Annotated in this window: 24 protein-coding genes; 21 read left to right on the plus strand and 3 right to left on the minus strand. The window is 68.7% G+C overall.

Annotated elements, in window-relative coordinates:
• Positions 1-164: 164 nt before the first annotated feature.
• On the plus strand, positions 165-575 hold the full coding sequence (locus ACFYPN_RS32815) for a transposase (RefSeq protein WP_389303458.1): 411 nt from the start codon (positions 165-167) through the stop codon (positions 573-575).
• 611 nt (positions 576-1,186) lie between these two features.
• On the opposite strand, the gene ACFYPN_RS32820 is transcribed toward ACFYPN_RS32815, so the two are convergent.
• Positions 1,187-1,702, minus strand: a complete 516-nt coding sequence (locus ACFYPN_RS32820; RefSeq protein ID WP_358765371.1) for a hypothetical protein — start codon at positions 1,700-1,702, stop codon at positions 1,187-1,189.
• Positions 1,699-1,863, minus strand: a complete 165-nt coding sequence (locus ACFYPN_RS32825) for a hypothetical protein (RefSeq protein ID WP_389303461.1) — start codon at positions 1,861-1,863, stop codon at positions 1,699-1,701. The genes ACFYPN_RS32820 and ACFYPN_RS32825 overlap by 4 nt, the downstream gene beginning before the upstream one ends.
• Before the next feature lie 643 nt (positions 1,864-2,506).
• Between ACFYPN_RS32825 and ACFYPN_RS32830 the strand changes: the two genes are divergently transcribed.
• From ACFYPN_RS32830 to ACFYPN_RS32900, 15 genes are all read left to right on the plus strand, one after another.
• Entirely contained in the window at positions 2,507-3,301 is a 795-nt protein-coding gene (locus ACFYPN_RS32830) for an ABC transporter ATP-binding protein (protein WP_389303464.1), read from the plus strand.
• Between the two features lie 145 nt (positions 3,302-3,446).
• Entirely contained in the window at positions 3,447-4,100 is a 654-nt protein-coding gene (locus ACFYPN_RS32835; protein ID WP_358765375.1) for an SRPBCC domain-containing protein, read from the plus strand.
• Positions 4,097-4,957: an HpcH/HpaI aldolase/citrate lyase family protein gene (locus tag ACFYPN_RS32840; protein ID WP_389303467.1), complete on the plus strand. Its 861-nt coding sequence runs from the start codon at positions 4,097-4,099 to the stop codon at positions 4,955-4,957. The genes ACFYPN_RS32835 and ACFYPN_RS32840 overlap by 4 nt, the downstream gene beginning before the upstream one ends.
• 52 nt (positions 4,958-5,009) lie before the next feature.
• Positions 5,010-6,080, plus strand: coding sequence for an amidohydrolase family protein (locus tag ACFYPN_RS32845; RefSeq protein ID WP_389303470.1), 1,071 nt, complete (start codon positions 5,010-5,012; stop codon positions 6,078-6,080).
• Positions 6,077-7,729, plus strand: a complete 1,653-nt coding sequence (locus tag ACFYPN_RS32850) for a thiamine pyrophosphate-binding protein (RefSeq protein ID WP_389303472.1) — start codon at positions 6,077-6,079, stop codon at positions 7,727-7,729. Before ACFYPN_RS32845 ends, ACFYPN_RS32850 begins: the two co-directional genes overlap by 4 nt.
• Positions 7,726-8,646, plus strand: coding sequence for an ABC transporter substrate-binding protein (locus tag ACFYPN_RS32855; protein WP_389303475.1), 921 nt, complete (start codon positions 7,726-7,728; stop codon positions 8,644-8,646). The genes ACFYPN_RS32850 and ACFYPN_RS32855 overlap by 4 nt, the downstream gene beginning before the upstream one ends.
• 69 nt (positions 8,647-8,715) lie before the next feature.
• The gene (locus ACFYPN_RS32860; protein WP_389303478.1) at positions 8,716-9,894 is read left to right on the plus strand and encodes a DUF3500 domain-containing protein; all 1,179 of its coding nucleotides are present in this window, start codon (positions 8,716-8,718) and stop codon (positions 9,892-9,894) included.
• A gap of 30 nt (positions 9,895-9,924) precedes the next feature.
• Positions 9,925-10,806 carry a hypothetical protein gene (locus ACFYPN_RS32865; protein ID WP_389303481.1) on the plus strand — a complete coding sequence of 294 codons (882 nt, stop codon included), beginning with the start codon at positions 9,925-9,927 and terminating at the stop codon, positions 10,804-10,806.
• Positions 10,807-10,854: 48 nt separating this feature from the next.
• The gene (locus tag ACFYPN_RS32870; protein ID WP_358765387.1) at positions 10,855-11,838 is read left to right on the plus strand and encodes an ABC transporter substrate-binding protein; all 984 of its coding nucleotides are present in this window, start codon (positions 10,855-10,857) and stop codon (positions 11,836-11,838) included.
• Positions 11,839-11,881: 43 nt separating this feature from the next.
• A complete protein-coding gene (locus tag ACFYPN_RS32875; RefSeq protein WP_389303484.1) occupies positions 11,882-12,742 on the plus strand; it encodes an amidohydrolase family protein in 861 nt (286 codons plus the stop codon).
• A 67-nt stretch (positions 12,743-12,809) separates the two neighbouring features.
• Positions 12,810-13,502, plus strand: coding sequence for a GntR family transcriptional regulator (locus tag ACFYPN_RS32880; RefSeq protein WP_358765391.1), 693 nt, complete (start codon positions 12,810-12,812; stop codon positions 13,500-13,502).
• 26 nt (positions 13,503-13,528) lie between these two features.
• The gene (locus ACFYPN_RS32885) at positions 13,529-15,118 is read left to right on the plus strand and encodes a carboxylesterase/lipase family protein (RefSeq protein WP_389303487.1); all 1,590 of its coding nucleotides are present in this window, start codon (positions 13,529-13,531) and stop codon (positions 15,116-15,118) included.
• Positions 15,119-15,132: 14 nt separating this feature from the next.
• A complete protein-coding gene (locus ACFYPN_RS32890; protein WP_389303490.1) occupies positions 15,133-16,170 on the plus strand; it encodes an ABC transporter substrate-binding protein in 1,038 nt (345 codons plus the stop codon).
• Positions 16,171-16,202: 32 nt separating this feature from the next.
• Positions 16,203-17,069, plus strand: a complete 867-nt coding sequence (locus ACFYPN_RS32895; RefSeq protein WP_389303492.1) for an ABC transporter permease — start codon at positions 16,203-16,205, stop codon at positions 17,067-17,069.
• Positions 17,070-17,107: 38 nt separating this feature from the next.
• Positions 17,108-18,334 carry a lactonase family protein gene (locus ACFYPN_RS32900; RefSeq protein ID WP_389303495.1) on the plus strand — a complete coding sequence of 409 codons (1,227 nt, stop codon included), beginning with the start codon at positions 17,108-17,110 and terminating at the stop codon, positions 18,332-18,334.
• A gap of 26 nt (positions 18,335-18,360) precedes the next feature.
• On the opposite strand, the gene ACFYPN_RS32905 is transcribed toward ACFYPN_RS32900, so the two are convergent.
• Complete coding sequence (locus tag ACFYPN_RS32905) at positions 18,361-18,978, minus strand: MFS transporter (RefSeq protein WP_389303498.1); 618 nt, start codon at positions 18,976-18,978, stop codon at positions 18,361-18,363.
• A gap of 5 nt (positions 18,979-18,983) precedes the next feature.
• Here ACFYPN_RS32905 and ACFYPN_RS32910 point away from each other — a divergent pair, with 5 nt between their 5' ends.
• The 5 genes from ACFYPN_RS32910 (at position 18,984) to ACFYPN_RS32930 (ending at position 24,787) form a co-directional block, all read left to right on the plus strand.
• Positions 18,984-19,292, plus strand: coding sequence for an ABC transporter substrate-binding protein (locus ACFYPN_RS32910; RefSeq protein WP_389303500.1), 309 nt, complete (start codon positions 18,984-18,986; stop codon positions 19,290-19,292).
• 266 nt (positions 19,293-19,558) lie between these two features.
• Positions 19,559-19,936 carry a hypothetical protein gene (locus ACFYPN_RS32915; RefSeq protein ID WP_389303503.1) on the plus strand — a complete coding sequence of 126 codons (378 nt, stop codon included), beginning with the start codon at positions 19,559-19,561 and terminating at the stop codon, positions 19,934-19,936.
• A 422-nt stretch (positions 19,937-20,358) separates the two neighbouring features.
• Complete coding sequence (locus tag ACFYPN_RS32920) at positions 20,359-22,275, plus strand: TolB family protein (RefSeq protein WP_389303506.1); 1,917 nt, start codon at positions 20,359-20,361, stop codon at positions 22,273-22,275.
• 449 nt (positions 22,276-22,724) lie between these two features.
• On the plus strand, positions 22,725-24,239 hold the full coding sequence (locus ACFYPN_RS32925; protein ID WP_389303509.1) for an MFS transporter: 1,515 nt from the start codon (positions 22,725-22,727) through the stop codon (positions 24,237-24,239).
• Complete coding sequence (locus ACFYPN_RS32930; protein WP_389303512.1) at positions 24,236-24,787, plus strand: TetR family transcriptional regulator; 552 nt, start codon at positions 24,236-24,238, stop codon at positions 24,785-24,787. Before ACFYPN_RS32925 ends, ACFYPN_RS32930 begins: the two co-directional genes overlap by 4 nt.
• The last annotated feature ends 521 nt before the right edge of the window (positions 24,788-25,308 follow it).

Consider the following 25,308-nt stretch of genomic DNA (forward strand, 5'->3'; position numbering starts at 1 on the left):
ACGTCCGGTGGTGTGCATGGACGAGAAGCCCTACCAGCTCCTCGCGGATGCCCGCGACCCGCTCCCGGCCGAGCCCGGCCGCGACGCCCGCCAGGACAGCGAGTACATCCGCTGCGGCACATGCTCGGTCTTCGTATGGGTCGAACCCCTACGGGTGGCGCCGAGTGGACGCCCGGCCCCGTCGCACCAGGATCGACTGGGCCGGCCAGGTCAGGCGGTTGCTGACCGAGGACTACCCCGACGCCGGGACCGTGGTGCTGGTGATGGACAACCTCAACACCCACAACATCGCCTCGCTGTACGAGGCATTCGCACCGGAAGAGGCATTCGCCCTGGCCCAACGCCTCGAGATCCACCACACGCCCAAGCACGGCTCATGGCTCAACACCGCCGAGATCGAACTCTCCGCGCCGACCCGGCAATGCCTCGACCGCCGGATCAGCGACCTCGACACCCTCAACACCGAACTCTCGGCCTGGCAGAACGCCACCAACACCGACCAACGTCAGGTGCACTGGCAGTTCACCACCCACGACGCACGCATCAAACTGCGCCACCTATACCCCAAACATTAGCCACGACAGTCTACTAGACATCCGGGCGGCGCAAGTGTGGTGGTCGAACGCGACTGCGACGGTTGTCTGCGTCACCGTCCGTCGTGTCTCCAGGACGGAAGTGCCACGGCGTGTGTGTCGCGTCAGTACAGAACGGTGCCGGTCGACCGAAGCCGAAGCGTCGCGCCACCACCGTCGTACGGCGCGACGGCCGCGAGCCGCTCGGCCTCGGCAGTGCGATCAGCCGGATGCTGACCGACCGCCCCGGCCGCCGGCGGAACCGTCCTCGCCCGCTTCGACACGATCCTCGCCGCGGTCACCCCCAAACTCGTCGGCCGGGCCAGGGCCGTGGGATACGACGCGGACACCGGGTGCCTGAACGTAGTCCCGGCCGGTCCGTGTCCTGGACCTCACTTCCTGATCACCGCCGTCCGTACAGCACGACGGCCCCGCCGGTCACTTGAATTCTGTGGCGGGGCTGTGGTGCGTTCAGCGGTGGCCGGTCAGGTGGTGGCGCGCGCAGCAGGGCGGCGTCGGTTGCTGCGGTGTGGCAGCCGGACGGGAGCTCCGGGGCCTGTTCGCCTCCGTCGATCGGCTCTGCTCTCCGTTGGTAGCGCTACTTCACGCCACGGTCAGAACGCCTGCATGTACACCCGGGTTGTGCCGGCGTCCAGTTCGACGACGTGGATTTCGATCCACTGGACCTTGCTCCGGCGGCTGTCTCCCACGCAAGGCGGGCAGACTCCGGCCCAGCGGGCGCCCTTCTCGCTCTGGGGCTCGGCGAGGCCGAGGTGCCCGAAGAGTTCAGTGGACGCCGGAACGTCCTGGTTCCTCATGCGCAGGGGCTGCTCGGGACGCAGATCCTCCGCCACCCCCACCGCGCTCTTCTCGTCGGTCACGAAGGAGAGAAGGTAGATGTCCTCCTGCGGATTGATCTGCACGGCACCCTTCACCTCCGTCGCGTTCCCGGGCACTGCCACCTTCATGAACGCCGATGCCTCCGGGGCGCCCATGCCCTTTCCCCAGTGGGAGGCGCGGCCGTCCGTCGTCCGGTGGTCATTCCCGCCGGTGCTCGAACAGGAGGCGAGCAGAAGAGTGGCCCCCAACACCACCAGCAGACGTGGTCGCAGGGCAGATCGGCTGTTCAACGGTCCTCCTCGTCGCCGCGTGAGAGGTCTCCCCGGGAGCCCTCGCGGCCGGGGAATGCAGTCGATTTACCGGAGTCCCAGTTGTACCGGGCCCCCACGTTGACCTGGTAGTCGAGCGAGACCTTCGGCTCACCGTCGTGCCCCGGAGTCACGGTAACCATGCCCGACACGTTCTGCTGGTGGGACCCCACCGCGTGGAACCATCCGTCCTCACTGTCACGGGGCTTCTGTTGAAGCCGTTCATGGTCCCGTCCATGACATCGGAGTCGACCACGGCGGCTGCAAGGGCGAGCCTGATGCCGTCATCAGCGTCGGTGACCGCAGGCACGCATCGGCCCGCCCCGGGTCGGAGGCGGCGCCGGGCGCCCGCTCGGGCCTCGTCCGCGATCCCCCCACCCTCTCGCTGCCGCTGCCGCTGTCGATGCGCTGCCCCGGCTGTGGAACCGCCACGGTCCACCACGCCTCGCGCCAGGGGGGTTGGGACGGGCGCAGCGAGCTGGCCACTCTCTTTGTCTGACAGTTCTCGGCCCAGAAAACAGGAGTTTCTGTGAATGGCAGATTCTTCCTGCGCACTTCTTGTGCCGCCTAGGGGGCGGTGTTAGCTTCGCATCATCGGTTGTCAGACAATCCCGGCGGCATCAAGCGTCGCCGTTGGTTGTAGCGGCAGGAGAACCAAGCAACCTCGATGCCCGTTCTGCGCATCGGTCGCACCACCGTCACAGCACCGCCACTCACGAACGCCGCACAGGCACGAGCGCACGGCTCCGATTCATCTCTTGCGAGGAGGAGGCCGAGGAGGCAGATATGTCGACCACGCAGCGCAACTCCCACTCGGAGGCACTCCGCCTCGAGCACGTCACGCTGGAGTTTCCCGGCACTCATCGACCGGCGATCGAGGACGTGTCCTTCACCATCGAGCGCGGCAAGGTCGTAGCCGTGATCGGGCCCAGCGGTTGTGGGAAGAGCACCATCCTCAACCTGGCCGCCGGACTGCTCACCCCCACAAAGGGGCGCGTCTTCTACGCCGGCGAACAGGTCAACGGCGTCAACTCCGACGCTGCGTACGTGACTCAGCAGTCCCACCTGCTGCCCTGGCTGAGTGTCCAGGCCAACATCGGCCTGGCGCTGAAGTTCCGCAAGGTTCCCAAGGAGGAACGCGACGAGCGGACCGCCCAGTGGATCAAGCTCGTCGGCCTGACGGGATTCGAACACCACTTTCCCCGGGAGCTGTCGGGCGGGATGCAGAAGCGCTGCGCGATAGCGCGCGCACTGATCTACAACCCGTCCATCGTGCTGATGGACGAGCCGTTCGGGCCGCTCGACGCCATCACCCGGCTCGAACTCCAGCAGGAGCTGCTCAACATCTGGCGGGAACAGAACGGGACTCTGATCTTCGTCACGCACGACCTCAACGAGGCCATCTACCTGGCCGACGAGGTCATCGTGATGTCGAAGGGCCCCGGCACCATCCGCCGTGTCATCAAGGTCCCCTTCGAACGCCCGCGCCAGATCGGCTCGCTCGTCGAGTCGCCCGAATTCGCGGAGCTCTACAACGACCTCTGGGGGCTCTTCGCCGCCGAGCGGAAGGCCGCCGCGTAACGCGGCCGAGTTCCCCCAGCCGGAGCCCGCGGCGCGGACCCCTGATCCGACGCCCGGCGCTCCGCGCCCCAAGCCACCATGCCGGTCGTGCCGTCATGCCCTTTTCCGTCTGACGTCGCGCCCCCGCCGAGTGAGGTTCACCGCTTTGATATCGATCACGGAAGAGATCGCTGTTCCGAGTCCGCCCGAACGAGTCTGGGAGATCATCTCCGACCCCTCCGCCGTTGTGTCCTGCATCGGCGGCGCCGAACTCGGGGCATCGCACGACGACGGTTCGTTCGACGGAACCCTGGCCATCAGGTTCGGCGGACTCCGGGTCAAGTTCGCCGCCCGGATCTCGTTGGACCTGGACGAGTCCGCACATGAGGGCCGCCTCACGGCCCGCGGCGCGGACGGACAGGGCGCCACCCGCTTCAGCGCCGGTGCCACCTTCCGGGTCGTGGCGGGGGATACCCCCGGCACCTCCAAGGTCTTCTGCGACGGGGAGATCAAACTCAACGGAAAACTCGCCAAGTTGATCGAGTCGGGCGCGGGGATGGTGGTCTCCAGGATGACGGGGGAGTTCACCGGCCAATTGGTCCACAAGTGCGCAGAGTCTCCTGAGGAGCCGCACGCGCGAGCGTCCGACGAGGTGCCGACCGCCGTACCCGGCGGCGCGACGGCTCCGTCCCGGCCGGCCGGCCTGTTCGCCCGGCTTCGGGCGTGGTGGGCGGGGCGGCGTTCCAAGCGCCCCGGACAGGCGACGCCGAGTCCGGAGAGCAGGTCCGCGGAAGCACTCGACCAGGGAGGTCGGCGATGACAACGTCCAGGTTCAACAAGGTGATCGGGGCCCTGGACGCGGGGCAGCACGTCTTCGCGACCTTCTCCGCCGCCGACCCGACGTCTGCGATCGAGCTGAGCAACTCGGACTACGACGCAGTGGTGTTCGAGATGGAGCACAAGCCCTGGGACATCAACGCGCTCAAGGACAGCTTCCAGTACCTGCTGAGCCGGCGCCGGGTCCATGAGGCGGCCAGCCTCGCCCCGGACGTCACTCCGATCGTCCGCATTCCCGCCAACGGTGCGGAGAAAGCGCAGTGGCATGCCAAGCAGGCACTCGACCTCGGTGCGTTCGGCATCATCTGGCCGCACATCTCCACGGTGGAGGAAGCACGCAACGCCGTCGCCGCCTGCCGCTACCCGCGGCTGCCCGACGCGCCACGCTACGACCCGGCGGGCCTGCGCGGGGACGGCCCGCACGCGGCGACACGCTACTGGGGCATCTCGAACATCGAGTACTACGCCCGGGCCGACGTATGGCCGCTCGACCCGGACGGGGAGATCCTCGTCGGCCTCATGATCGAGGACCAGCTCGGCATCAAGAACCTGCCGGACATCCTCGACCAGGTGCCGGGCATCGGGCTGATCCTGATAGGCGAGGGCGACATGAGCCAGGAACTGGGCTTTCCGCGCCAGTACGAGCACCCGCACGTCCTGGAGTGCAAGCGGCAGATCCTCGACATCTGCGGTGAGCGCGGAATCGCCGTGGGCCACCCGCACGTCACCGCCGGAAACGTCGAGCAGGTACTGAAGGACGGCTACCGGTTCCTGATGTCGGCTCCGGTGCGTACCTACCCCGGCCTGAACAAGGCCCGGGAGCTGACTGGCCGCGCCTGACCAGGCGTACGGCCCCAGGTCACCCCCCGCACCGCACCCTTCGGAGTAATTCATGATCATCGACAGTCACGGCCACTTCACCACGGCGCCTCCCGCGCTGGGGGAGTGGCGCCAACGGCAGATCCAGGCGTTCGAGGAGTCCGGAGCCCGGGTCTCGCCCGACGAACTGCACATCAGCGACGACGAGATCCGGACCGCCATCGAGAACGGACAGCTGAAGCTGCAGACCGAGCGCGGCACCGACCTGACGATCTTCTCGCCCGGCGCGGGAAAGATGGCCCACCACTACGGCGACGAGCGGACCAGCCTGGACTGGTCCCGGCTGAGCAACGACCTGATCGCCCGCGTCTGCGCTCTCTTCCCCGAGCGGTTCGTCGGAGTGTGTCAGCTACCGCAGTCCCCCGGCGACGCGCTGCCCGCCTCCGTGGCCAACTCCGTCGGCGAACTGGAACGCTGCGTCGAGGAGCTGGGCTTCGTCGGCTGCCTGCTCAACCCGGACCCTTCGGACGGCTACTACCAGGCGCCTCCGTTGACGGACCGGGTCTACTACCCGCTCTACGAGAAGATGGTCGAGCTCGACGTCCCCGCGATGATCCATGTCGCGATGTCGAGAAACCCGGCGATGCAGGGCACCTGCGCCCACTACCTCGCCGGTGACACCGCGGCGTTCATGCAGCTGTGCGAGTCGGACCTGTTCAAGGACTTCCCGTCGCTGAAGCTGATCCTGCCGCACGGCGGCGGCGCCGTCCCGTACCACTGGGGCCGCTACCGCGGAATGATGCAGGACCGCGGCCGGCCGCCGCTGGAGGAGTCGATCCTGCGCAACGTCTACTTCGACACCTGCGTGTACCACAAGCGGGGCATGGAACTGCTGCTGGACATCATTCCGGCGCAGAACGTCCTGTTCGCCTCGGAGATGATCGGCGCGGTCCGCAGCGTGGACCCCGAGACCGGGCGTCGGTTCGACGACACCAAGTACACCCTCGACTCCATCGACAGCCTGAGCGACACCGACCGCCAGGCGGTCTACGGCGGCAACGCGCTGCGGGTCTTCGCACGGCTCGACGGCGTCCTGAAGGCGCGGACGACGGCCGCGGCGAACACGAAGGAGTCCCAGAAGTGAAGGTCTACGAAGCCCTGGCCGAGGCGTTCGTCAAGGAAGGCACCAGCGACGTCTTCGGCATGATGGGCGACGCCAACATGCACTGGATGGCCGCGCTCGCCGACCGCGGGGTGCGACTGTACGAGGTGCGGCACGAGGGCTCCGGCCTCGGCATGGCGGACGGCTGGGCCCGCGGTGCGGGCGCGCCGGGTGTGGTCACCACGACCAGCGGCCCGGGCGTCTCGCAGTTGGCCACCTCGATGCTCTGCGCGAGCCGGGCGGGCACCCCCCTGGTCGCCTTCTGCGGGGAGACCCCGCTGGGCGACGAGGGTGCCACCCAGTACCTGGACCAGCGGCGCTTCGCCGCCGCGATCGAGTGCGAGTTCATCCAGGTGACCCGGCCCGAGAACGCGCAGGAAGCGGTACGCGACGCTTTCTATCTGGCGCGGACGAAGTCCAGGCCGGTCATGATCAGCGCCCCGTTCGACGTCCAGGTCGCCGACATGGACGACTACGACGAGAACTACGTCCCCTCCACCGCCCTGCTCAAGAAGCCCCGGCTCCTGCCGGACCCGTCCGGAATCCAGGCCGCCTGCGATCTGATCCAGGACGCCAAGCGCGTGGTGATCATCGCAGGACGCGGGGCGCGCAAGGCGGAGTCCGGCGAGGAGATCCTCGGCCTGCAGGAGCGGACCGGCGCACTGCTGGCCACCACCCTGCAGGCGAAGAACTGGCTGTGCGACCGCACCGACTTCCACGTCGGCCTGTCGGGTCTCTTCGGGGACAAGCTGTCGATGGAGCTGCTCCAGGAGGCCGACTGCGTCATCGCGGTGGGCGCCAGCCTGAACCACTACACCATCGAGAGTGGCTACCTCTATCCCGAGGCCAAGTACGTCCAGATCGACACGGCCCCCCACCTGGTCATGGGCAACGGCAGGACAGCGGACTGCTACGTGCAGGCCGACGCGGCCACCGCCCTCGGCGAGCTGAGCCGAGTGCTCCAGGAGCGGTCCGTCCGACTGGAGGGCTACCACACCGACCAGGTCCGCCAGCACCTGAACGGCCGGCGCCGGCAGCCGAAGTACGTGCAGGAGCCCGGACGACTCGACCCGCGCGAGGCGATCTGGATCCTCGACAACGAGCTCCCCGGTGAGTTCGGGCTGGTACTGGGAAGCGGCCACCAGACCGACTTCGGCACCATGCTCTTCCAGCGGTCCCGCGACGTGCTCTCCAACTACGGCATGTTCGGCGCCATCGGGCAGGCCCCGCTGATCGCCATGGGCCAGATGGTCGCGAAGGGCAACAAGCCCGGCTTCGTGGTCGAGGGCGACGCGAGCTTCATCATGCACCTGTCCGAGTTCGAGACCGCGTGCCGTTACCACATCCCGCTGCTCGTCGTCGTGATGAACGACCAGGGCCTCGGCGCCGAATACCACAAGGCGAAGGCGAAGGGGCTGGACCCGGAGTTGGCGACCATCTCCACACCCGAACTGGGCGCGGTCGCCCAGGCGCTCGGCGGCGGCGGGGCAACCGTCCGCACAGCGCAGGAACTGCGCGACGCACTGGCGGAGTACGTACGCTCCCCCCGGCCCACCGTGATCGACGTCCGCATCACCCGCGAGGTCCTGAGCACCCCGTACCGCCGTATCCAGTACGGCGAGGACGTATGAGCACCATGAGGGAGACCTACCCGACGGCTCCGCTGTCCGTGCTCCTCGGTAACTACCCGCACACCCGGCCGCTCAAGGACAAAACCGTCCCCGTCACCGGTGCCGCGTGCGCGTTCCTGGAGTCCTCCCCGCTGCCACCGGCCTTCGCCCGGATGGTCCGCGAACTCGCCTACGACATCTGTGAGATACCGACGGCCACCTACCTCCAGGCACGTGACGCCGGCGTCCCGGTCACCCTGCTGCCGGTGGTACTGGTGGGAAGCACCCACCACCGCTCCCTGACCAGGCTGCCCGACGGCCCGGAACTCAGCCCCCGCGACCTCATCGGCCGGCGCGTGGGTGTGCGCTCGTACGGACAGACCACCGGTCTGTGGGTACGCGGCTGGCTGCGCGAGGAGTACGGGATCAAGTCCTCCGACGTCACCTGGGTGACCACCGAGGACGTCCACGTGGCCCAGTACGCCAATCCCTCGTACGTGGAGCGGTCCAGGGAGGAGCGGGTCGCGGACCTGCTGCGCTCCCACGACGTCCAAGCGGCGGTACTCGGCCCGAAGGCGATCGGCGGGCAGGGCGCGGGGCTGGTCCCGCTCCTGCCGGACGCCGAGAACGCCGGGCTGGCGTGGACCGAGCGCCACGGGACGATTCCGGCCAATCACCTGCTGGTGGTGCGCGACGACATCCTGCGCACCCGCCCGGACGCCGTGCTCGCCCTCTACCGGGCCCTGAAGAGAGCGATCGCGGACACGGCCGGTGAGCGGGACGACTCGCCCGCCGGGCGCGCGGTCGCGGCGGGATGGAGCGACTCGCTCAAGACCTGCCTGGAGATCGGTGCGCGCTACGCCCTGGAGCAGAGCCTCATCAGCAGCCCGGTGAACGTAGCGGAGATCGAGAAGAAGTCCGCCTTCCTCGACAAGTGAGAAGGCGACCAGCAGGGGTGCGCCGCCCGGCGGCGCACCCGTGAAGGAACATCGAGAGGAGGAGCAGTGATGGGAGAGCCAGTTGGTCTGCGCAAGCGGGGCAACCCGCCCACGCGCAAGCCGGAGATCTGGACGCCCGACCTGCTCGAGAAGGTCGCCTGGCGTGTGAAGGCGGCGAACGAGCCCTTCCGGGGTGTGGCCACGTCCGACGGCATCCGGCCGGGGTTGTTCCCGCTGCGCGACACAGGTGCGGACGTCAGCAAGGTGTACCTGGCAGCGGAGGACTACCTGGCCGGCCTGACGAAGGAGCAGCTCGCCGAGGGCCGGTTCCCGATGGACGACGTGAGCTGGCGCCACTGGAACAACGGTGCCCGGTACTTCCTGCGTCATGGCTTGCTGCTGGAAGACTTCGACGACGCGGGGCGCGAGCGGGCCCTGGCCGTCATCCGGGCCAGCCTCAGCGTGGAAGGCTACCGCCAGATGGTCGACCTGATGCGCCTCAACCTCACCATCGGCGAGATGAGCGACAACACGGACGGGCTCAACGAGTGGCTGTACTGGTTCTCCCTCTACGGTGAGCCGGAGGACGGCGGTCCCTGGGGCTGGCAGCTCGACGGGCACCACGTCAACATCAACTGCGTCTTCGTCGGGGACCAGATGGTCCTCACCCCTTCCTTCCTCGGGGCCGAGCCGGTGATCGCCGGCTCCGGGAAGTACGCCGGGACCGTGGCCTTCCGAGGCGAAGAGGCACTCGGCCACGAGCTGTACACCCAGCTCGACGGCCGGCAGCGCGAGAGGGCCGGCATCGCGGACACGATGCCGAAGGAACTGCTCGTCGGAGCTTTCCGGGACAACTGGGAGCTCGACCACCAAGGGCTCCGGCTCGCCGAGATGTCCTCGGGGCAGCGGGACACAGCGCTCCAGCTCCTCGGCCTCTACGTGAACCGGGCCGACGACCCTCACGCCCGAGTGCGCATGGCCCAGGTGCTGGCCCATGAGGGGGACACCCACTTCGGCTGGGCCGGGGACCCCGACGGCACCTTCTACTACCGCTTCCACAGCCCGGTGATCCTCGTCGAGTTCGAGCACATGGCCGGAGTGCTCTTCGACAACGACTACCCCTCGCGCCGGCACATCCACACCATCGTGCGCACCCCCAACGGCAATGACTTCGGGGTCGACCTGCTGCGCCAGCACCATGAGCGGCACCACAGACCGCCGACGACACCTCCCGGTCAGCGGTCCTGACCCCCGTTCCTGCAAGAAGAGGAGAGAGTAATGAAGTTGGTGCTTGGCCGTGATGATCTCGCGGCAGCCGCGCTGACAGCGGCCCGCGAGGCGGGGTCGGAGCCGGAACGGATCGACATCAAGCCTGTGCACAAGGCTTCCCGCGGCTTCGTGAACGAATCCGGCGCGGACCTGTGCGAACTGGCGATCGTGACCGTTCTGCAGGCCGTCGCCCATGGCAAGCCGGTGCTGCTGCTGCCGGTCACGACCCTCGGACGCCACCAGCACCAGACCCTGGTGACCCTCGGCAAACTGTCGGTCGCCGATGTGGAGGGCCACAGCGTCGGAGTCCGCGCCTGGAGCCAGACCACCGGTGTGTGGATGCGGGGATTCCTCACCGAGCAGTACGGCGTCGACCTGCGCAAGGCGCGCTGGACGACGTACGAGGGCCACCACGTCGAGGGCGCCGAGGACCCGTCCTGGGTGGAGCGGGCACCGGCGGGAACCAGACTGCCCGCGGACTTCCTGGACGGCCGGATCGACTTCGGGATCATGGGCAACGAACTGCCCGCCGACGAGCGCGTCCACACCGCCATCGACGACGCACACGACGTCGCCGAAGAGTGGTCGAGGAACCAGGGATTCATCCCGGTCAACCACGTGGTCGGCGTGTCCGAGGCAGCCGCCGCCGAACAGTCCGGGGCGATCCTCGCCGCGTACGACGCGATGAAGTCGGTGCTCACCGCCAAGGAGGAGGCCGGGCGGCCGTTCCCCCTGCACCCCGTGGGATTCGAGGGACTGCGCGCGGCATTCACCAAGGCATCCGCCTACGCCCTGGACCAGGACGTGATCCCGCGGGCGGTGGACTACGACGAGCTCGTGGAGCGGTCCTGCGCGGCTTTCGGCGTCTCACCGGCACGCCTCGGCGGCTGACGGCCGCAGCACTGCCGGACCAGTAACGGAAACGACAAAGGACAGGGTATGGACAAGCTCACGGTGGTTCTCGGGGACTTCCCGCACGCGCAGCCGCTGCTGGACGGAGACACCGAGATAGACGGGTTCCTGGTCGAGCCCGTGGAGGTCAAGCCGGTCATCGGCGCCTACCGGCGGATGATCAGGGACCTGGAGTTCGACGTGTGCGAACTGGCACCGGTCTCCTATCTCATGGCCCGCCAGGAAGGGATCGCGCTGACCGCGATCCCGGTGTTCCTCAACCGGCGCTTCCACCACGGCGACGTGCAGTGCGCCACCCACTCCGGCATTCGCGTGCCGAAGGACCTCGAGGGACGCCGGATCGGGGTGCGCGCCTACTCGGTGAGCACCGGAGTGTGGGTCCGTGGTGTGCTGCGGGACCAGTACGGGGTGGACATCGACACGATCACCTGGGTGGTGGACGACGACGACCACATCGAGGGCCGCGTCCCCGCCAACGTGGAGCGGGTCACCGACGGCCGCTCGCTGGGCGAGCTGCTGCGCGCCGGAGAGATCGACGCCGCGCTGACCGGCAACGCCGGAACCGGCCGGGCGGGCGCCCCGAAGGCCGGCTGGACGGCGGCGACCACCCCGGAGCCCAGCGGCGACGAAGGGCCCTACCCGCTCTTCCCGGAAGCCGGCACCCTCGCCGTGGACCACTACGTGCGCACCGGCGTCTACCCACTGCACTCGCTCATCTCGATCCGCACCGAACTCGTCGAGCGCGACCCCGGCCTGCCGACCAAGCTGTACGCGGCCTTCGCGGAGAGCAAGCGCAGGCACCTCGCCGTCGAACCCGACTGGTCGGCGGTGCCCCGCCTCAACCGCCAGGGGCGTGCGATCGGCGGCGACCCGGTCCCCTACGGCATCAAGGCCAACGAGGCCAGCCTGAGCGCGATGGTGCGCTTCGCGAAGGATCAGGGGCTGCTCGACGTGGACTTCTCCGCCGACCTGCCGTCGCTGTTCGCCGCAGGCGACTACCCGGACGCCTGAGCCGGCCCGTACCGCACACACCGAAGACAAGGGAGCACCAGACGTGGACTTCGTCGACGCACACTGCCACATCATCTCCGAGGACCTGGCCGCCTACCCCAAGGCTCCGATCGGGGGCAAGCAGTCGGAATGGGCCGCGACCCGGCCCGTGACCGCCGAGGGCATGATCGCCCGCATGGACGAGACCGGCATCGGCCAGGCCGTCCTGGTCCAGGCCACCACGAACTACGGCTACGACAACTCGTACGTCCTCGACAGCAGCCGTCGGTGGCCGGAACGCTTCGTCGCCGTCGGCACCGTCGACCCGCTGCGCCCGGATGCCGCAGCTAACCTCGAGGCCGCCGTCGGAGAGGGCGGGTTGTCCGGGGTGCGGCTCTTCACCAGCGGCAGCACGGTACCCACCCAGGGCGAGTGGTTCGTCGCCCCGGAGACGTTCCCCTTCTGGGAGGAGGCCGCGAAGCTGGACCTGCCGGTCTGCCTCCAGATGCGCCTCGGACCCGCCACCAAGCAGCTGGTGGAACTCCTGGAACGGTTCCCGGGCGTGAAGGTACTCCTGGACCACATCGGCTACCCCGACATCGCCTCCTCGCCCGCCCGGGCCGGGGCCGAGGTCGCGGAACTCGGTGTGCACCCGGGCCTGCACCTCAAGCTCACCCACCGCAACCTCGAACGGCTGCAGGACGCCGGCGAGCGGGCCGGTGACTTCCTCACCCCGGTCGTCGAGGCGTTCGGCGCCGGGCGGATAGCCTGGGGGTCGAACCTGCCGGCGGCCGAGCAGTCACTGCCCGAGCTCCGAGCCCTCGCCGAGGGAGTCCTCACGGGCCTGCCGGAGACCGGCCGTCAGGAGATCTTCGCGGGTACGGCCCGGCGGCTGTACCCGTCCCTGGGCGAACACAAGAGCTGACCCTCCATGCCGTCGGCTACTGTGCCCGCCTCAGTTCTCATTCTCACGGAAGACAGAGGTGGTCGAGGTGGAGAGCGAAAGCACCGGTGCCGAGTCGCGGGCGAAGGCGTCGGGCACCCGCTACAGCCATGCGTACGAGGGGCTGCGCTCCTTGTTGCTGTCGGGGAGCATCGAGCCCGGCACACGGCTGACCGAGGCGGACCTGACGCGGATGTTCGACGTGTCCCGGAGCACTGTGCGGAGCGCGTTGGTGCGGCTGACGCAGGAGGGCTACGTCACCGGCGAGGTCAATCGCGGGGTGCGCACCCGGAGCTTCTCCATCGAGGAGGCGGCGGACATCCTGGAGGCCCGCGAGATTCTGGAGTCCGCTCTGGCCGGCAAGGCGGCGGAGCGCGCCACGGCCGAGGAGATCGAGAAGCTGCGCAGCACGCTTCACGGGATGGAGGAGTCGCAGTCCCGTGGGGACGGAGACGCCTACTCGCGCGGCAACCGCAGCTTCCACCAGCAGATCAAGCACGCCTCGCACCAGACGACTCTGGCCCGCGCCTACGACACCCTGCTCTACCCACTGGTGATGCGGCAGTACCGCAACCTCTCCGCGCAGCACCCGAGGAACGGGTCGGTGGAGGAGCACCAGGCCATCTTCCTCGCCATCGTCACGCGCAACCCCGACGCGGCGAACGCGGCGATGCGCCACCATGTCGGCTCCGCCCGCCGGGCGCTGCTGCTCGACAAGTCCCCACAGGCACTCCTGAGCTGAGGAGCGCCCGGGGCGGAAAGGACAGAATGGGCCGCCCCACCGCGAAGACCGAAGCGGGACCCGTGGAAGGGATCTTCTGCCGGGACAAGACCGTCGCCGTCTTCCGAGGCATCCCCTACGCCGCCCCACCCGTCGGCGACCTGCGCTTCCGACCGCCGGTCGCTCCCCAGGGATGGAAAGGGACCCGGCGCGCCGACCGGTTCGGTCCCATGTGCCCCCAGACACCTACGGACGCGGCCGCGACCGGCGTCGACGTTCCCATGAGCGAAGACTGCCTGAACCTGAACGTCTGGACGGGTGCGGGCCACCGCGACGAGCGGCGCCCGGTCCTCGTCTGGATCCACGGGGGCGGCTTCCACGAGGGCACGGGGGCGAATCCCCGCTACGACGGTGAGAATCTGGCCCGCGACGGCCTCACCGTCGTCACCTTCAACTATCGCCTGGGGGCTTTCGGGTTCCTGGCCACGCCGGAGTTGAGCGACGAGTCCACACACCGGTCGTCCGGTAACTACGGGATGCTCGACTGCGTCGCCGCCCTGCGCTGGGTGCGTGACAACATCGCGCACTTCGGAGGCGACCCGGACCGCGTCACCATCGCGGGCCAGTCCGCAGGCGCCGGCATGGTCAACTTCCTGGCCATGTCCCCTCTCGCCAAGGGCCTGTTCCACCGTGCGATCGCGCAGAGCCACGCCCGGTACGCACACGATCCCGAACTCCGTTACCTGTCCACCTCCTACCGCCTGCCGGCAGACGCCGAGAGCGCCGGTGACCGCTACGCACGCACCCATGGCGCGAGCACGGCGCGAGGGCTACGCTCCCTGCACTGGCGGAAACTGATCGATGGCCGTCTTCCCGTCGACGCGAGCGTCGACACCGGCAGTGTCACGTCGCCTCCGCTGTTCCGCCCTGTCCTGGACGGTTGGGCCCTGCCCGCCGGCTATGACGAGACGTACGCCAAGGGCCTGCAGAACGACGTCGACTACCTCACCGGGAACAATCTCGACGAGAGCGGTGCGGTACCGGAGACGGTGGTGGCCGCCCTGCGGAACGGGCGCAGGACCGTCCGCCCGGGCTCGCCCGCGATCAACGTGTGCCTTGAGCAGCATGTCGCTGCGGCGCGACGGAAGTTTGGGGATCTCGCCGAGGAGTTCCTGCGGCTGTACCCGGCCGCGACGGACGACGAGGCGGCCCGCGCCGGCAGCCGTGCGGTACGCGACAACTCCCGTATCTCGACCTGCTTGTGGGGTACGGACTGGACCCGGCACGCCACTGGCAACCTGCACACCTACTTCTGGACCCACCGCACCCCGTCCCGGGACGGCGGCCCGAGACGGGCCGGCCACGGTTCGGAGATCGACTACGTCTTCCGTAACCCCGTCGGCGGCACCGGGGCGTGGACCGAAGAGGACCACAGGATCGCGCGGATCGTCTCCGCGTACTGGACCAACTTCGTCTCCACCGGTGACCCCAACGGCAGTGGACTGCCCCTCTGGCAGGCCTTCTCGGGCGCCGACACCGTCATGGAGATCGGCGCGGACTTCCGGACGATTCCTGTCTCCGATCCGGCTCGCACCGACTTCTGGATCCGATTTTTCCGCACTCAGCAAGCCTGGTGAACAAAGGAGTTCCCATGAACTACCGCATGAACCGCCCGCACCTGGTCATGGCCGTTTCCGTCCTGTGCGGTGCCGCATGCCTGACCGCCTGTGGCGACAGCGGCTCGTCGTCGGTCGGCTCGGACGGCAAGACCACCGTCTCGGTGGGCGTGAGCGGCAATGTCTTCGACATGTCCATCCGTCTCGCTGACGAGAACGGGTACTTCGACAAGCAGAACATAAAGATCAAGTACGTGACGCTGACCGCTTCCACCGGCACCTCGGCGCTCCAGTCGAACTCGGTGCAGTTCCTCAACTCCAGCCCCACAAGCTTCCTGGCCGGTCTCTCCAAGGGACTGCCGGAGCTCTCGGTCGCCACGAACGGAGGAGGCAACCCGCTCGGCATCGCCGTCAGCACCGCGTTCGCGAAGAAGCACGGCCTGACCGCGCAGACGCCGGCAGCCGAGGTGGCCAAGGCGCTGGCGGATTCCACCGCCGGTGCCAGCTCCGCCAACACCAAGGCCGAGGCCGGCATCTTCCTCAAGGCCCACGGTGTCGACCCGGACAAGCTGAAGTGGGTGTCACTGCCGAGCCCGGCCGCCGACAAGGCAGCACTCGCCAAGGGGGAGGTCGACTGGTTCATCACCTCGGAGCCGATCCCGCTGCAGGTTCAGCACGAGGGCGACGGCATCGTGGTGGCCGATCCGACCAAGGTTCCCGAGTGGGCCTACGAGCAGGCTGGTTACGGCCAGGTCGTCGTCGTGAAGGCGGACTACGCCAAGAAGAACTCCGCCGTCGTCAAGGGATTCGCCACCGCGGTGCAGCAGGCCACCACCTACCTCGACACCCACAAGTCCGATGACACCAAGGTGCTGGCGGCGGCGCGCGAGAGCCTGCCGGGCGTGCCCGACGACGTGCTGAGCGTCGCCGTCTCCCAGGTGGACTGGCCCGAGACCGCCAAGCAGGACGCGGCCGGATGGGAGAAGACGGTCACCTTCGTGAAGGACGGCATCGGCGCGGTGCCGGACGCGAAGGTGTCTTCCGACAACTGGACCAACACGTACCTGCCGTGACACGGCCGAACCCAAGAGGAGAGGAGCAGACCATGGCAACCGTCACCGACAACGCCGTGACCAAGCCCGAGCCCGAAACCGCGGGACGGCCCGCCAGGACATCACGTGCCGTCTGGCAGAGCACGGGCTCGGTCATCGCGCTGCGCATCCTGGTGATCGCGGCTGCTCTCGTCCTGTGGCAGATGATGAGCGGTCCTGTCGTACCCGAGTACGCGGTCAGCAAGCCCACCGAGGTGTACGACGCTCTCACCACGATGCTCGGTTCCGCCTCCGGGTGGACCGACATCAAGGTGACCACCATCGAGGTGTTGGCAGGTTTTGGTCTCGGCGTCGCCGCGGGCACGGTGATGGGCCTGGTCCTGGGCTCCTTCCCGCTCCTGGGACGGGTGCTCGAACCTCTCGTGGCAGCCGTCAACGGCATCCCGAAGATCGCCCTGGCCCCGTTGTTCCTGCTCTTCTTCGGCATCGGGCAGTGGTCGAAGATCACCATTGCGATGACCGGTGTCGCCTTCGTGGTCTTCTACAACATCTATCTGGGGCTGCGGCTGCGGGAACGCGAGCTGGTCGAGGTCGTCCAGGTGATGGGCGGACGCAAGCACCACGTCCTGGGTTACGTGACGATCCCGACGCTCGCCGCGCCGTTCTTCGCCGCTCTCAAGACCGGTGGCCCCTTGGCCATCCTCGGCGTCATCGGCGGGGAGTTCATCGCCTCCTCCGAGGGCGTGGGGCACGAGTTGTTCACGTCGGCCCAGAACCTCGACGCGGCGTCGGAGTTCGCCGGCCTGATCATTCTCGTCGTGCTGACCCTGTCCCTCAACGGTGTGCTCAGCGCCCTCGACACCTATGCCCTCAAGCGCCTCGGCCTGGCGGCACGGCGCCGGCCCCAGGCCAAGAAGTGAACCGCCTCGCCTCGCCAGGAGAAAGGCCGGACCATCAGATGAACCGACAATCGAGCACTTCCCCCGGTGACAGGCCGTCGACATCCGGGAAGTACTCCCGCAGGACCGTACTGGCGGCCCTCACCGCGTCGACCGCGGCAGCGGTACCGCTGCTCTCCGCCGCGCCGGCCGACGCCACCCCCCGCCGGGCCGATGACCTGCTCTACATCGGCACCTGGGGCCGGAGCCAGGTGCACGCCGTACGATTTGATCCCGTCCACGGCACCATGACGCCCCTCGGGGCCATGGCCGAGGTCAGTTCGAACTGGCTCGCGGTCCACCCGACCCGCCCCGTCCTGTACGTGGCGGCCGGTGAGCAGGGCGGTGCCATCCGCGTCTTCCGCATCGACGACGCTTCGGGAACCCTCCGGCAGACCGGCGAGGTCCAGGCGCAGGCAGCCCCGGGTGTGGTCGGAGGGCTGTCGTACATCGGGCTGAACGAGGACGCGGACACGCTGTTGGTCGCCGACTTCTCGGCGGGCTCCGCGGCGACCGTCCCGGTCGGCGGCCACGGTGAACTCGGAGCCGTAGCCTCCCGGGTGCACGATGCCGGGTCCGGCCCCAGTCCGCGGCAGGCCGGACCACACCCGCACCACGTCCTCGTCGAGCCGGGCGGGAAATTCGCTCTGGTCGCGGACTTCGGCGCCGACCGGGTGTTCGTCTACGACTACGACCGGGCGACGCACCAGATGTCCGTCGGCACCACCGGCGGCCCCGGTTCGTACGCGACGGCAGCCGGGTCGGGGCCCCGGCGGCTGGCCTTCCACCCGGACGGCCGGTCGGTCTATCTGCTGAACGAGCTGACCGCGGACATCGAGGTCCTGAGGTGGGACGGGCGAAGGGGCGAACTGACCTCCCGCCAGGTCCTGACCACGAACGCTCCGGCCCACACCGGCACCACGAGCGCCGCCGAACTGGCCGTCAGCCGGGACGGGCGTCACGTCTACACCTCCAACCGCGGTGACAACGCCTTGGTCGTCTTCTCCGTCGACCCGGACACCGGCCTGCTCACCGAGGCACAACGCCTGCCCTGCGGCGGCGTGACACCGTGGAGTTTCTCCCTGCACCCCGACGGTCGGTGGCTGTTCGTCGCCAACGAGGTCAGCGGTACGGTCAACCTCTTCCGGGTGGATCCGCGATCCGGGCGCCTCACGGACACCGGTACCTCCGTGGCGGTCCCCAATCCTGACTGCATCGGCATTCGCTCCTCGCACGGCCGCTCCTGATCACGGGATGGCGCCGGGCCCTGTGGTCAACCACCGCCGGGTCCGGCGACGTCATGCCCTCTGCGAGAGGCCGGCAGGGCGAGCATGACGAGCCCGACGGCTGCGGCGGCAAGCCCCCCGAGCAGGAGAGCGCTGCGCGGGCCGGCCGCCGCCGCGATCGCTCCCACGAGCGGTGCGCCGACGACGGTGCCTCCCATCCAGCCGATCGACCAGATGGACACCACGCGCCCGCGCGTCGGTGGGGCCGCCGTCACCTGGAGGAGGGTCTTGGCGCCTGAGTCGAACGTGATCGATCCGGAGCCGACGAGAACGAGAGCGGCCGGCGCCAGCGGCAGGGTCGGCGCCGACGCGGCGACACAGATCAGAGCCCCCCAGAGCACCCCCGACACCGACAGGGACCTGGTGGTGACCCGCGGGCCCCGTACCGCCATGAACCCGCCCAGGACCGCCCCGGCGCTCATGGAAGCCGTCGCAGCCCCGAACCCCGCAGCCCCTGTGTGGAGGACCGAGGGGGTGAACAGCGGGAGAGTCACGGGGAACCAACCTTCATCACAGAAACTCCCCGGCCTCCACGGTGGGGCTGCCGTCGACGGTCGCCCGCAGCCGGACGGTCGCCTTGGCGACCGCGATGGTCGCGGGTGCAACCCTATTGACGGCCTGTCAGAAAGGCGATGCGGAGGAGACGGGCACGGTCAGCGTCGGCGTCGCGGGGAACGTGTTCGACGCTCCGCTCCGGGTGGCGGAGGCGGAGGGTTACTTCGACAAGCGCGGGCTGAAGGTCGAGTTCGTGAAGGTGACGGCCGCCACGGGTACCCCGGCCCTGGGATCGGGCGCCCTTCAATTCCTCAACTCCAGCCCCATGAACTTTTTACAGGGACTGGCGAAGGGTTTCCCCATGGTCGCGGTCGGCGTGGACGGGCTCGGGAACCCGCTCGGCCTCGTCGTGAGCAACGAATGAGCCAAGCGGTTCGCACTCGACGCCACGTCCCCGTTGGGTGAGGTGGCCAAAGCGCTGGAAGGTTCGACCGGCGGTTTCAGCTCGGCCCACACGAAGGCCGAGGCGGGGATCTTCCTCCACGCATGGGAAGTCGAGCCCAAGGGCGTCGCACGGGTGTCGCTGCCCAGTCCCAGGGCGGACGAGACCGCGCTCGCCAACGGCCAGATCGACTGGTTCCTCACCTCTGAGCCGCTCCTCTGCGGATCCAGCACTCCGGGGGCGGCGTCGTGGTGGCCGGCTCGGAACGAGTGGTCGAGTGGTCGAGCGACTACGCCGGCTACGGACAGGTCGTGGTGACCGGCAAGGACTACGCGGGCCGGCACGCGGCCACGGTCAAGAAGTTCATGGCCGCGGTGCGGGAGGGGGCTGTCCATCTGGCTGCGCACGTGAACGACCCGTCTGTCGTCGCAGTGGCCGAAGCGGCCTTGCCCGGCGTTCCCGGCCCCGTGGTGCAGGCGAGCATCGCGGAGGCCGAGTACCCCCTCTTCGCGGACATGAGCGCACAGGACTGGAGTAAAACCTCCCGCTCCGTCGATGAGTTGGGCAGCCTTCCGGACGACGCCGAGATCACGGTGGACGACTGGACCAACGCCTATCTGGGGTGACCGGGCGCCCGCCGTGCACCAACAGGGCCGGGCTGGGCATGGGCGGCGGCGCGTGCAGGGGCTACCTCCGACTCTCAAGCGGGACGCGCGACACGTGGTCTGCGGCCCGAGGGGATACCTCAAGTGACGAGCTACGATTGTCTGACAACTCCACCCCGGGTCGTAGCCCCCACTTGCGGCTCAGGGTTTCATTCACAGCGCTTACCCTTGTGGGCGCATTTCTGTGGTGTTACGGTCACGCCCAACTTGTTCGACAATCCATGCGGCGGATCGCGGGATGGAACAACCGAGCGACCTCACAGGAACGATCTCAGCGGATGTCGTGAGGTCCGCGGAGCCCCAAGGGAGAGCCGACAACCGCGACGTGCGGGATGTCCTCCGGGGTCGTACGTCCGCCGTCAACGAAAGGACACCAGACAGCGATGTCTCCTGACATGAAGCGCCGAGCGTTTCTCACGGCCGGCGCGGCCGTAACCGGTGCCGCGATCCTGCCCAAGTCCTTCGCCGTGGCCGCGGCCGCCTCCGGCAAGAAGGGGGTGATGCTGATGAACCGGATCGGGCCGTCGTCGTCGACCCTGTACATCGCCAACGCCGACGGCTCCAACGAGCGCAAGTTGCTGGACAGTGCGGCGTACGACCGTCACGCCGCCTTCTCGGCCGACGGCAAGAAGGTTCTGTTCACCTCGGAGCGCACCGGCGACGGAAATTCGTGCATCTACTGGGCCGGCCTCAATGGATCGGGCCGGGGGGTCGGCCTCCAGTCCTTGGTCACCGGCCCGGCCATGGACGACGCCGCCGCACTGTCGCCCGACGGCAAAACGCTGGCCTTCGCTTCCACGCGCTCGGCGGACCACCTCTCGCAGATCTGGCTGCTCGACCTGGCCACCCGCAAGCTGACCAACCTGACCGGCACGACGGCCCTGGCCGGCGATCCCTCCAGTCCTGACGGCCACTTCCGTCCGGCCTGGTCGCCCGACGGGAAGTGGATCGCCTTCTCCAGCGACCGCAACACGACATGGCGCGGGCACAACGACGGTCATGGCTGGGAACACACCCAAGAACTGAGCATCTACGTCATCAAGCGGGACGGCACCGGGTTCCGCCGCGTGGCGACGAAGCCGGGGTACTGCCTGGGCTCGCCGAAGTGGTCGCCGGACGGCACCAGGATCGTCTACTACGAGATCACCACCGAAGGCACCTGGGGAGCGCACCGTCCCGAAGCCATCGGGACCGTCGAATCGCAGATCGTCTCGGTCGACGTGGCGACTGGCACCGGCCGTGTCGAGCACACCTCCGGCGCCGGCTTGAAGGTGGCTCCGCAGTATGTGAACGCGACCGAGATCGGCTATCTCGTCAAGGGAGGTGCCAATGAGGGGCTTGCCTATGTGTCGGGCACGCGGCCGGCCGTCAAGCGGGCACTGCGCTCGCCGGTCTGGTCGCCCGACGGCCGGTCCGTGATCTACGAGAAGGTCGACTTCACCACGCGCGCCCTCGACGCACCGCTCTACAGCTGGGACGCGGACTGGGACTACCGATTCTGCGACGTGTTTCCCATCGTCTCGTCGCAGGGCAGGCTCGCGCTCACGGAGAAGCAGACCGGGCTCGGCAACTCCTCGATCGTCACCATGAATCCCGACGGCTCGGACGCCAAGGTCGTCTTCAACACCGCGGACAGCGGGCTCGACCCCGCGATGGTCGCCAAGGGACTGGCCGGCGCCTTCCGTCCGGCCTGGTCACCGGATGGCAAGTGGCTCGCCTTCGGCCTGGGCGGCTGGTTCCAGGAACGTGCGGTGAGCACGGCCACGGTGATGCGGATACGCAGCGACGGATCGGGGCTGGAAGCACTCACGGACAGCACGACGAACGCGGGCTTCCCCAGCTACGCGGCCGACGGCAACCGGCTCGTGTACCGCGTGTGGGGCAAGGAGAACGGCCTGCGCATCCTCGATCTCTCGTCCGGTGCGACGACCGTGCTGACCACCGAGTCCGACAACCTGCCCGACTGGTCGCCCGACGGCAAGCTGATCCTGTTCACCCGCAAGACGAGTGCGACCAACTTCGACGTGTGCACCATCAGGCCGGACGGGACCGGCCTGATGGTGCTGACGAGCACCGGCGCGAACGACGGTCACGCGGTCTGGAACTACGACGGACGCATTCTGTACAGCAGCGGCATGTACGGCTTCCGGGAGGAGGCCGCGCTCTACGACAATACCTTCCAGCCCTACGGTCAGATCTTCAGCATGAACGCCGACGGGTCCGGCAAGAAGATGCTGACCGACAGCCAGTGGGAGGACTCCATGCCGATCTACCTCCCGCAGGAGGTCCTCAGCCGGTGACGGATGGGGGCTCGGGCGCTCGTCCGCAGGAGCCCCCGAGGTCTCCTTGACCGCAGTGTCACTGACCGGCGGACTCGGTCACCGCCCCTCAGCCACGGGGCGCCCGACGGTGCTACGCATGGGCCGACGGATGCTTCTTGTCTGTACGCGAGTGCCCCGCTTCAGTCCGGGCGGCCCTTGGGGCGGTGCAGCGATCGCGGCACCGCCCCAAGCGGCATGTCCTCGCCGACCCGCAGAGCGCAACCCGTCCGAGGCAGCAAGCTCCGATCACGGCACCCTCCGCCCCGAAGGGTTCGACCCGGCCGTGTGACGTAGTACCCCGCAAAGGCCCCGTGCTCGTGGCAGGCGGTGGTGGCGGTCGTCGCCTCGCGGCCGGCCATGCAGGGCACCGCGAGAACATGTCATCATCTGAAGACATCACTTGATGACAATCTCGGGAGAGCATGCCGATGAATGCCCCTCACACCCCCGCCGACCTGCGGCAACGGGCCATGGTCCCGGTACTGGTGTTCATCGGCACGGTGGTCGCGGTGATCAGCAGCCTCGGGGCTCCGTTGGTGCCGACCATCGCCGAGGTGGACCACGTGTCCCTGTCCGACGCCCAGTGGTCGCTCACGATCACCTTGCTCGTCGGCTCCATAGCCACCCCCGTGATGGGGCGCATGGGCGACGGCCCCCACCGGCGGCGGGTGGTGCTGGGAGCCCTCGCGACGGTGCTGGCCGGCAGCGTGCTGGCTGCGCTTCCCCTCGGCTTCGGCTTCCTGGTCACCGGGCGCGGGATGCAGGGAGTGGGCCTCGGTCTCGTGCCGTTGGCCATCGCCACCGCGCGCGACGCGCTGCCGGGAGGGCGGTCGCGCTCCGCGGTGGCGATGCTCTCCCTCACCACCGTGGCCGGCGTCGGACTCGGCTATCCGCTCACCGGACTGATCACCCAGACCATCGGCGTCCACGCCGCCTTCTGGTTCGGTGCCATCATCAGCGGCCTCGCCCTGCTGGCCGCCGCCCTGGTCGTACCGCAGGCGGGTGAACGGGAAAGGCGGCCACTGGACGCCCCCGGGGCGGCGTTGCTCGCCGTCGGGCTGGCCTCGCTGCTGCTTGCGCTGAGCGAGGGGGAGGTCTGGGGCTGGACCTCGGCCCGGGTGCTGGGCCTGGTGGTCTTCGCGCTGCTGCTCCTGGCCGGCTGGGGTTTCCACGAACTGCGCACCGCCCACCCCCTGGTGGACCTGCGGACGTTGCGCAACCGGTCGGTGCTGACCGCGAACGTCGCCGGCCTCATCGCGGGTGTGGCGATGTACATGATGATGTCGCTGGTCACCCGCTTTGCTCAGACCCCGGCCTCCACCGGCTACGGCTTCGGCACGTCGGTGCTGGTGACCGGACTGGTGCTGCTGCCCTTCTCGGCCGCCAGCGTGGCCTCCAACAAGCTGGTGCCGCTGCTGGTCCGGCGGACGTCCACCGCGGCGGTCCTGCCGATCGGCTGCGGGATCTCCCTGGCCTCGATGGTGCTGTTCCTGTGCGCCCGGGGCAGTCTGTGGGAGCTCTTCGTGGTCATGGGCGTCGCCGGACTCGGCGTCGGCTGCACCTTTGCCGTGATGCCCGGACTGATCGTCAACGCCGTGCCCGCACACGAGACCGGCAGCGCCATCAGCTTCAACCAGGTGGTGCGCACCATCGGTTACACGACCGGCAGCGTCATCAGCGCGGTGGTCCTGGAGGCGCACACCGCCCCGGGCCGGATCCTGCCGACGGACAGCGGCTACCAGGCCGCCGCCTGGCTGGGCTGTGCGATCTGGGTGGTCGCCGGGATCGTTACGATCGTCCTGCCCGGACGGGCCGAGGCAAGGGAGTCCGGGGCGACTGCCGGGACGACCGTGGACGAGGAACTGCTGATGGAAGAGAGCATCGCGGACGCTGAGGGCGCCGAGGACAGTGTGACCGCGGTACCGGGCGGACCCGTCCGGTGAGCGAGGGCAGACGGCGGGACGCCGCCCGCAGTCGGCAGTTGCTGCTGGAGGCGGCTGCCGGCCTCTTCGCCGAACGTGGCTTCGATCGCAGTACTACACGGGAGATCGGTGAGCGTGCCGGTGTGGATCCGGCCTTGATCGCCCGTTACTTCGGGGGCAAGGCGCAGCTTTACCTTGCGGTGTTCGACCTGGACCGTACGGGGGCCCGGCCGGCCGACCTGTTGGAACCCGAGCGCAACCGCGGGCTGGTGAGTGGTGTGGATCTTCGCGGACCGGGGCCGATCTTCCGTTCGGCGGTCGACCCCTTGAAGGAGCCGTCCGTTCGGGACGCTGCCATGGACCAGCTTCAGTGGCGCCTGGTGGACCCGTTGTGCGAGCGCTTCACCCGCGAGGGTCTGGACCGGCCCCGGCTGCGGGCGGAGCTGGCGGTGGCGGCGTTCGTGGGCATCGTGCTCTGCCGCCACGGCGGCACCCTGGGAGCACTGGCCGGGGCCGACCTGGACGAACTCGTCCCCCTGGTGCTGGACATGCTCGGCCAGGGCACCTGAAGGTCGTGGCCGACAGGCGCCTCGCAGAGACCGTGGCCCCCCTTGCGTCTTGCCGGGTCGTCGACGAGAACCCGTCCGGCCGCCGCCCACTGCCTGTCTTCAAGCCGGGCGGCCACGTCGCAGACGGCCGGTGAACCGATATCGCAACAGGGACGAAGCCGTCCGGATCCGGTAGGCCGAGGCGGCCGACCGAATGTTGCTGCCCTGCTTGCTGCACGGGGTAAGCCGGTCCTCGGCCGCCCCGGTCGGTCGGTGTCCGCCAGGCCCTCCAGCCGTGACTCCGCGAACCGCTGCGCCACTTGCCGACCGCCATGGCCGACACGCCCAAGTCATCGGCAACCGGCGCGTAGTACGACGTCGGGCTCGACACACCGCAACACAATGCGCGCCCGAACAGCTAAGGGGATGTCTCATGTGGTGATGCCTTGACGTGCGGCATCATTGTTGTTTGTGAGTGCTGATCTGTCGCTGCGGTTGGTTCCTGACGGGTTGTGGGAGCTGGTGGGTCCGTTGCTGCCGTC

It is taken from the genome of Streptomyces sp. NPDC005576, from assembly GCF_042871745.1.
GTDB lineage: Bacteria > Actinomycetota > Actinomycetes > Streptomycetales > Streptomycetaceae > Streptomyces.

Bases quoted from the DNA above. Each gene is read 5' to 3' on its own strand.
- ACFYPN_RS32825 (WP_389303461.1), bottom strand. From the start codon at position 1,863: ATGGTTACCGTGACTCCGGGGCACGACGGTGAGCCGAAGGTCTCGCTC.
- ACFYPN_RS32830 (WP_389303464.1), top strand. From the start codon at position 2,507: ATGTCGACCACGCAGCGCAACTCCCACTCGGAGGCACTCCGCCTCGAG.
- ACFYPN_RS32840 (WP_389303467.1), top strand. From the start codon at position 4,097: ATGACAACGTCCAGGTTCAACAAGGTGATCGGGGCCCTGGACGCGGGG.
- ACFYPN_RS32845 (WP_389303470.1), top strand. From the start codon at position 5,010: ATGATCATCGACAGTCACGGCCACTTCACCACGGCGCCTCCCGCGCTG.
- ACFYPN_RS32855 (WP_389303475.1), top strand. From the start codon at position 7,726: ATGAGCACCATGAGGGAGACCTACCCGACGGCTCCGCTGTCCGTGCTC.
- ACFYPN_RS32860 (WP_389303478.1), top strand. From the start codon at position 8,716: ATGGGAGAGCCAGTTGGTCTGCGCAAGCGGGGCAACCCGCCCACGCGC.
- ACFYPN_RS32865 (WP_389303481.1), top strand. From the start codon at position 9,925: ATGAAGTTGGTGCTTGGCCGTGATGATCTCGCGGCAGCCGCGCTGACA.
- ACFYPN_RS32870 (WP_358765387.1), top strand. From the start codon at position 10,855: ATGGACAAGCTCACGGTGGTTCTCGGGGACTTCCCGCACGCGCAGCCG.
- ACFYPN_RS32885 (WP_389303487.1), top strand. From the start codon at position 13,529: ATGGGCCGCCCCACCGCGAAGACCGAAGCGGGACCCGTGGAAGGGATC.
- ACFYPN_RS32890 (WP_389303490.1), top strand. From the start codon at position 15,133: ATGAACTACCGCATGAACCGCCCGCACCTGGTCATGGCCGTTTCCGTC.
- ACFYPN_RS32895 (WP_389303492.1), top strand. From the start codon at position 16,203: ATGGCAACCGTCACCGACAACGCCGTGACCAAGCCCGAGCCCGAAACC.
- ACFYPN_RS32900 (WP_389303495.1), top strand. From the start codon at position 17,108: ATGAACCGACAATCGAGCACTTCCCCCGGTGACAGGCCGTCGACATCC.
- ACFYPN_RS32920 (WP_389303506.1), top strand. From the start codon at position 20,359: ATGTCTCCTGACATGAAGCGCCGAGCGTTTCTCACGGCCGGCGCGGCC.
- ACFYPN_RS32925 (WP_389303509.1), top strand. From the start codon at position 22,725: ATGAATGCCCCTCACACCCCCGCCGACCTGCGGCAACGGGCCATGGTC.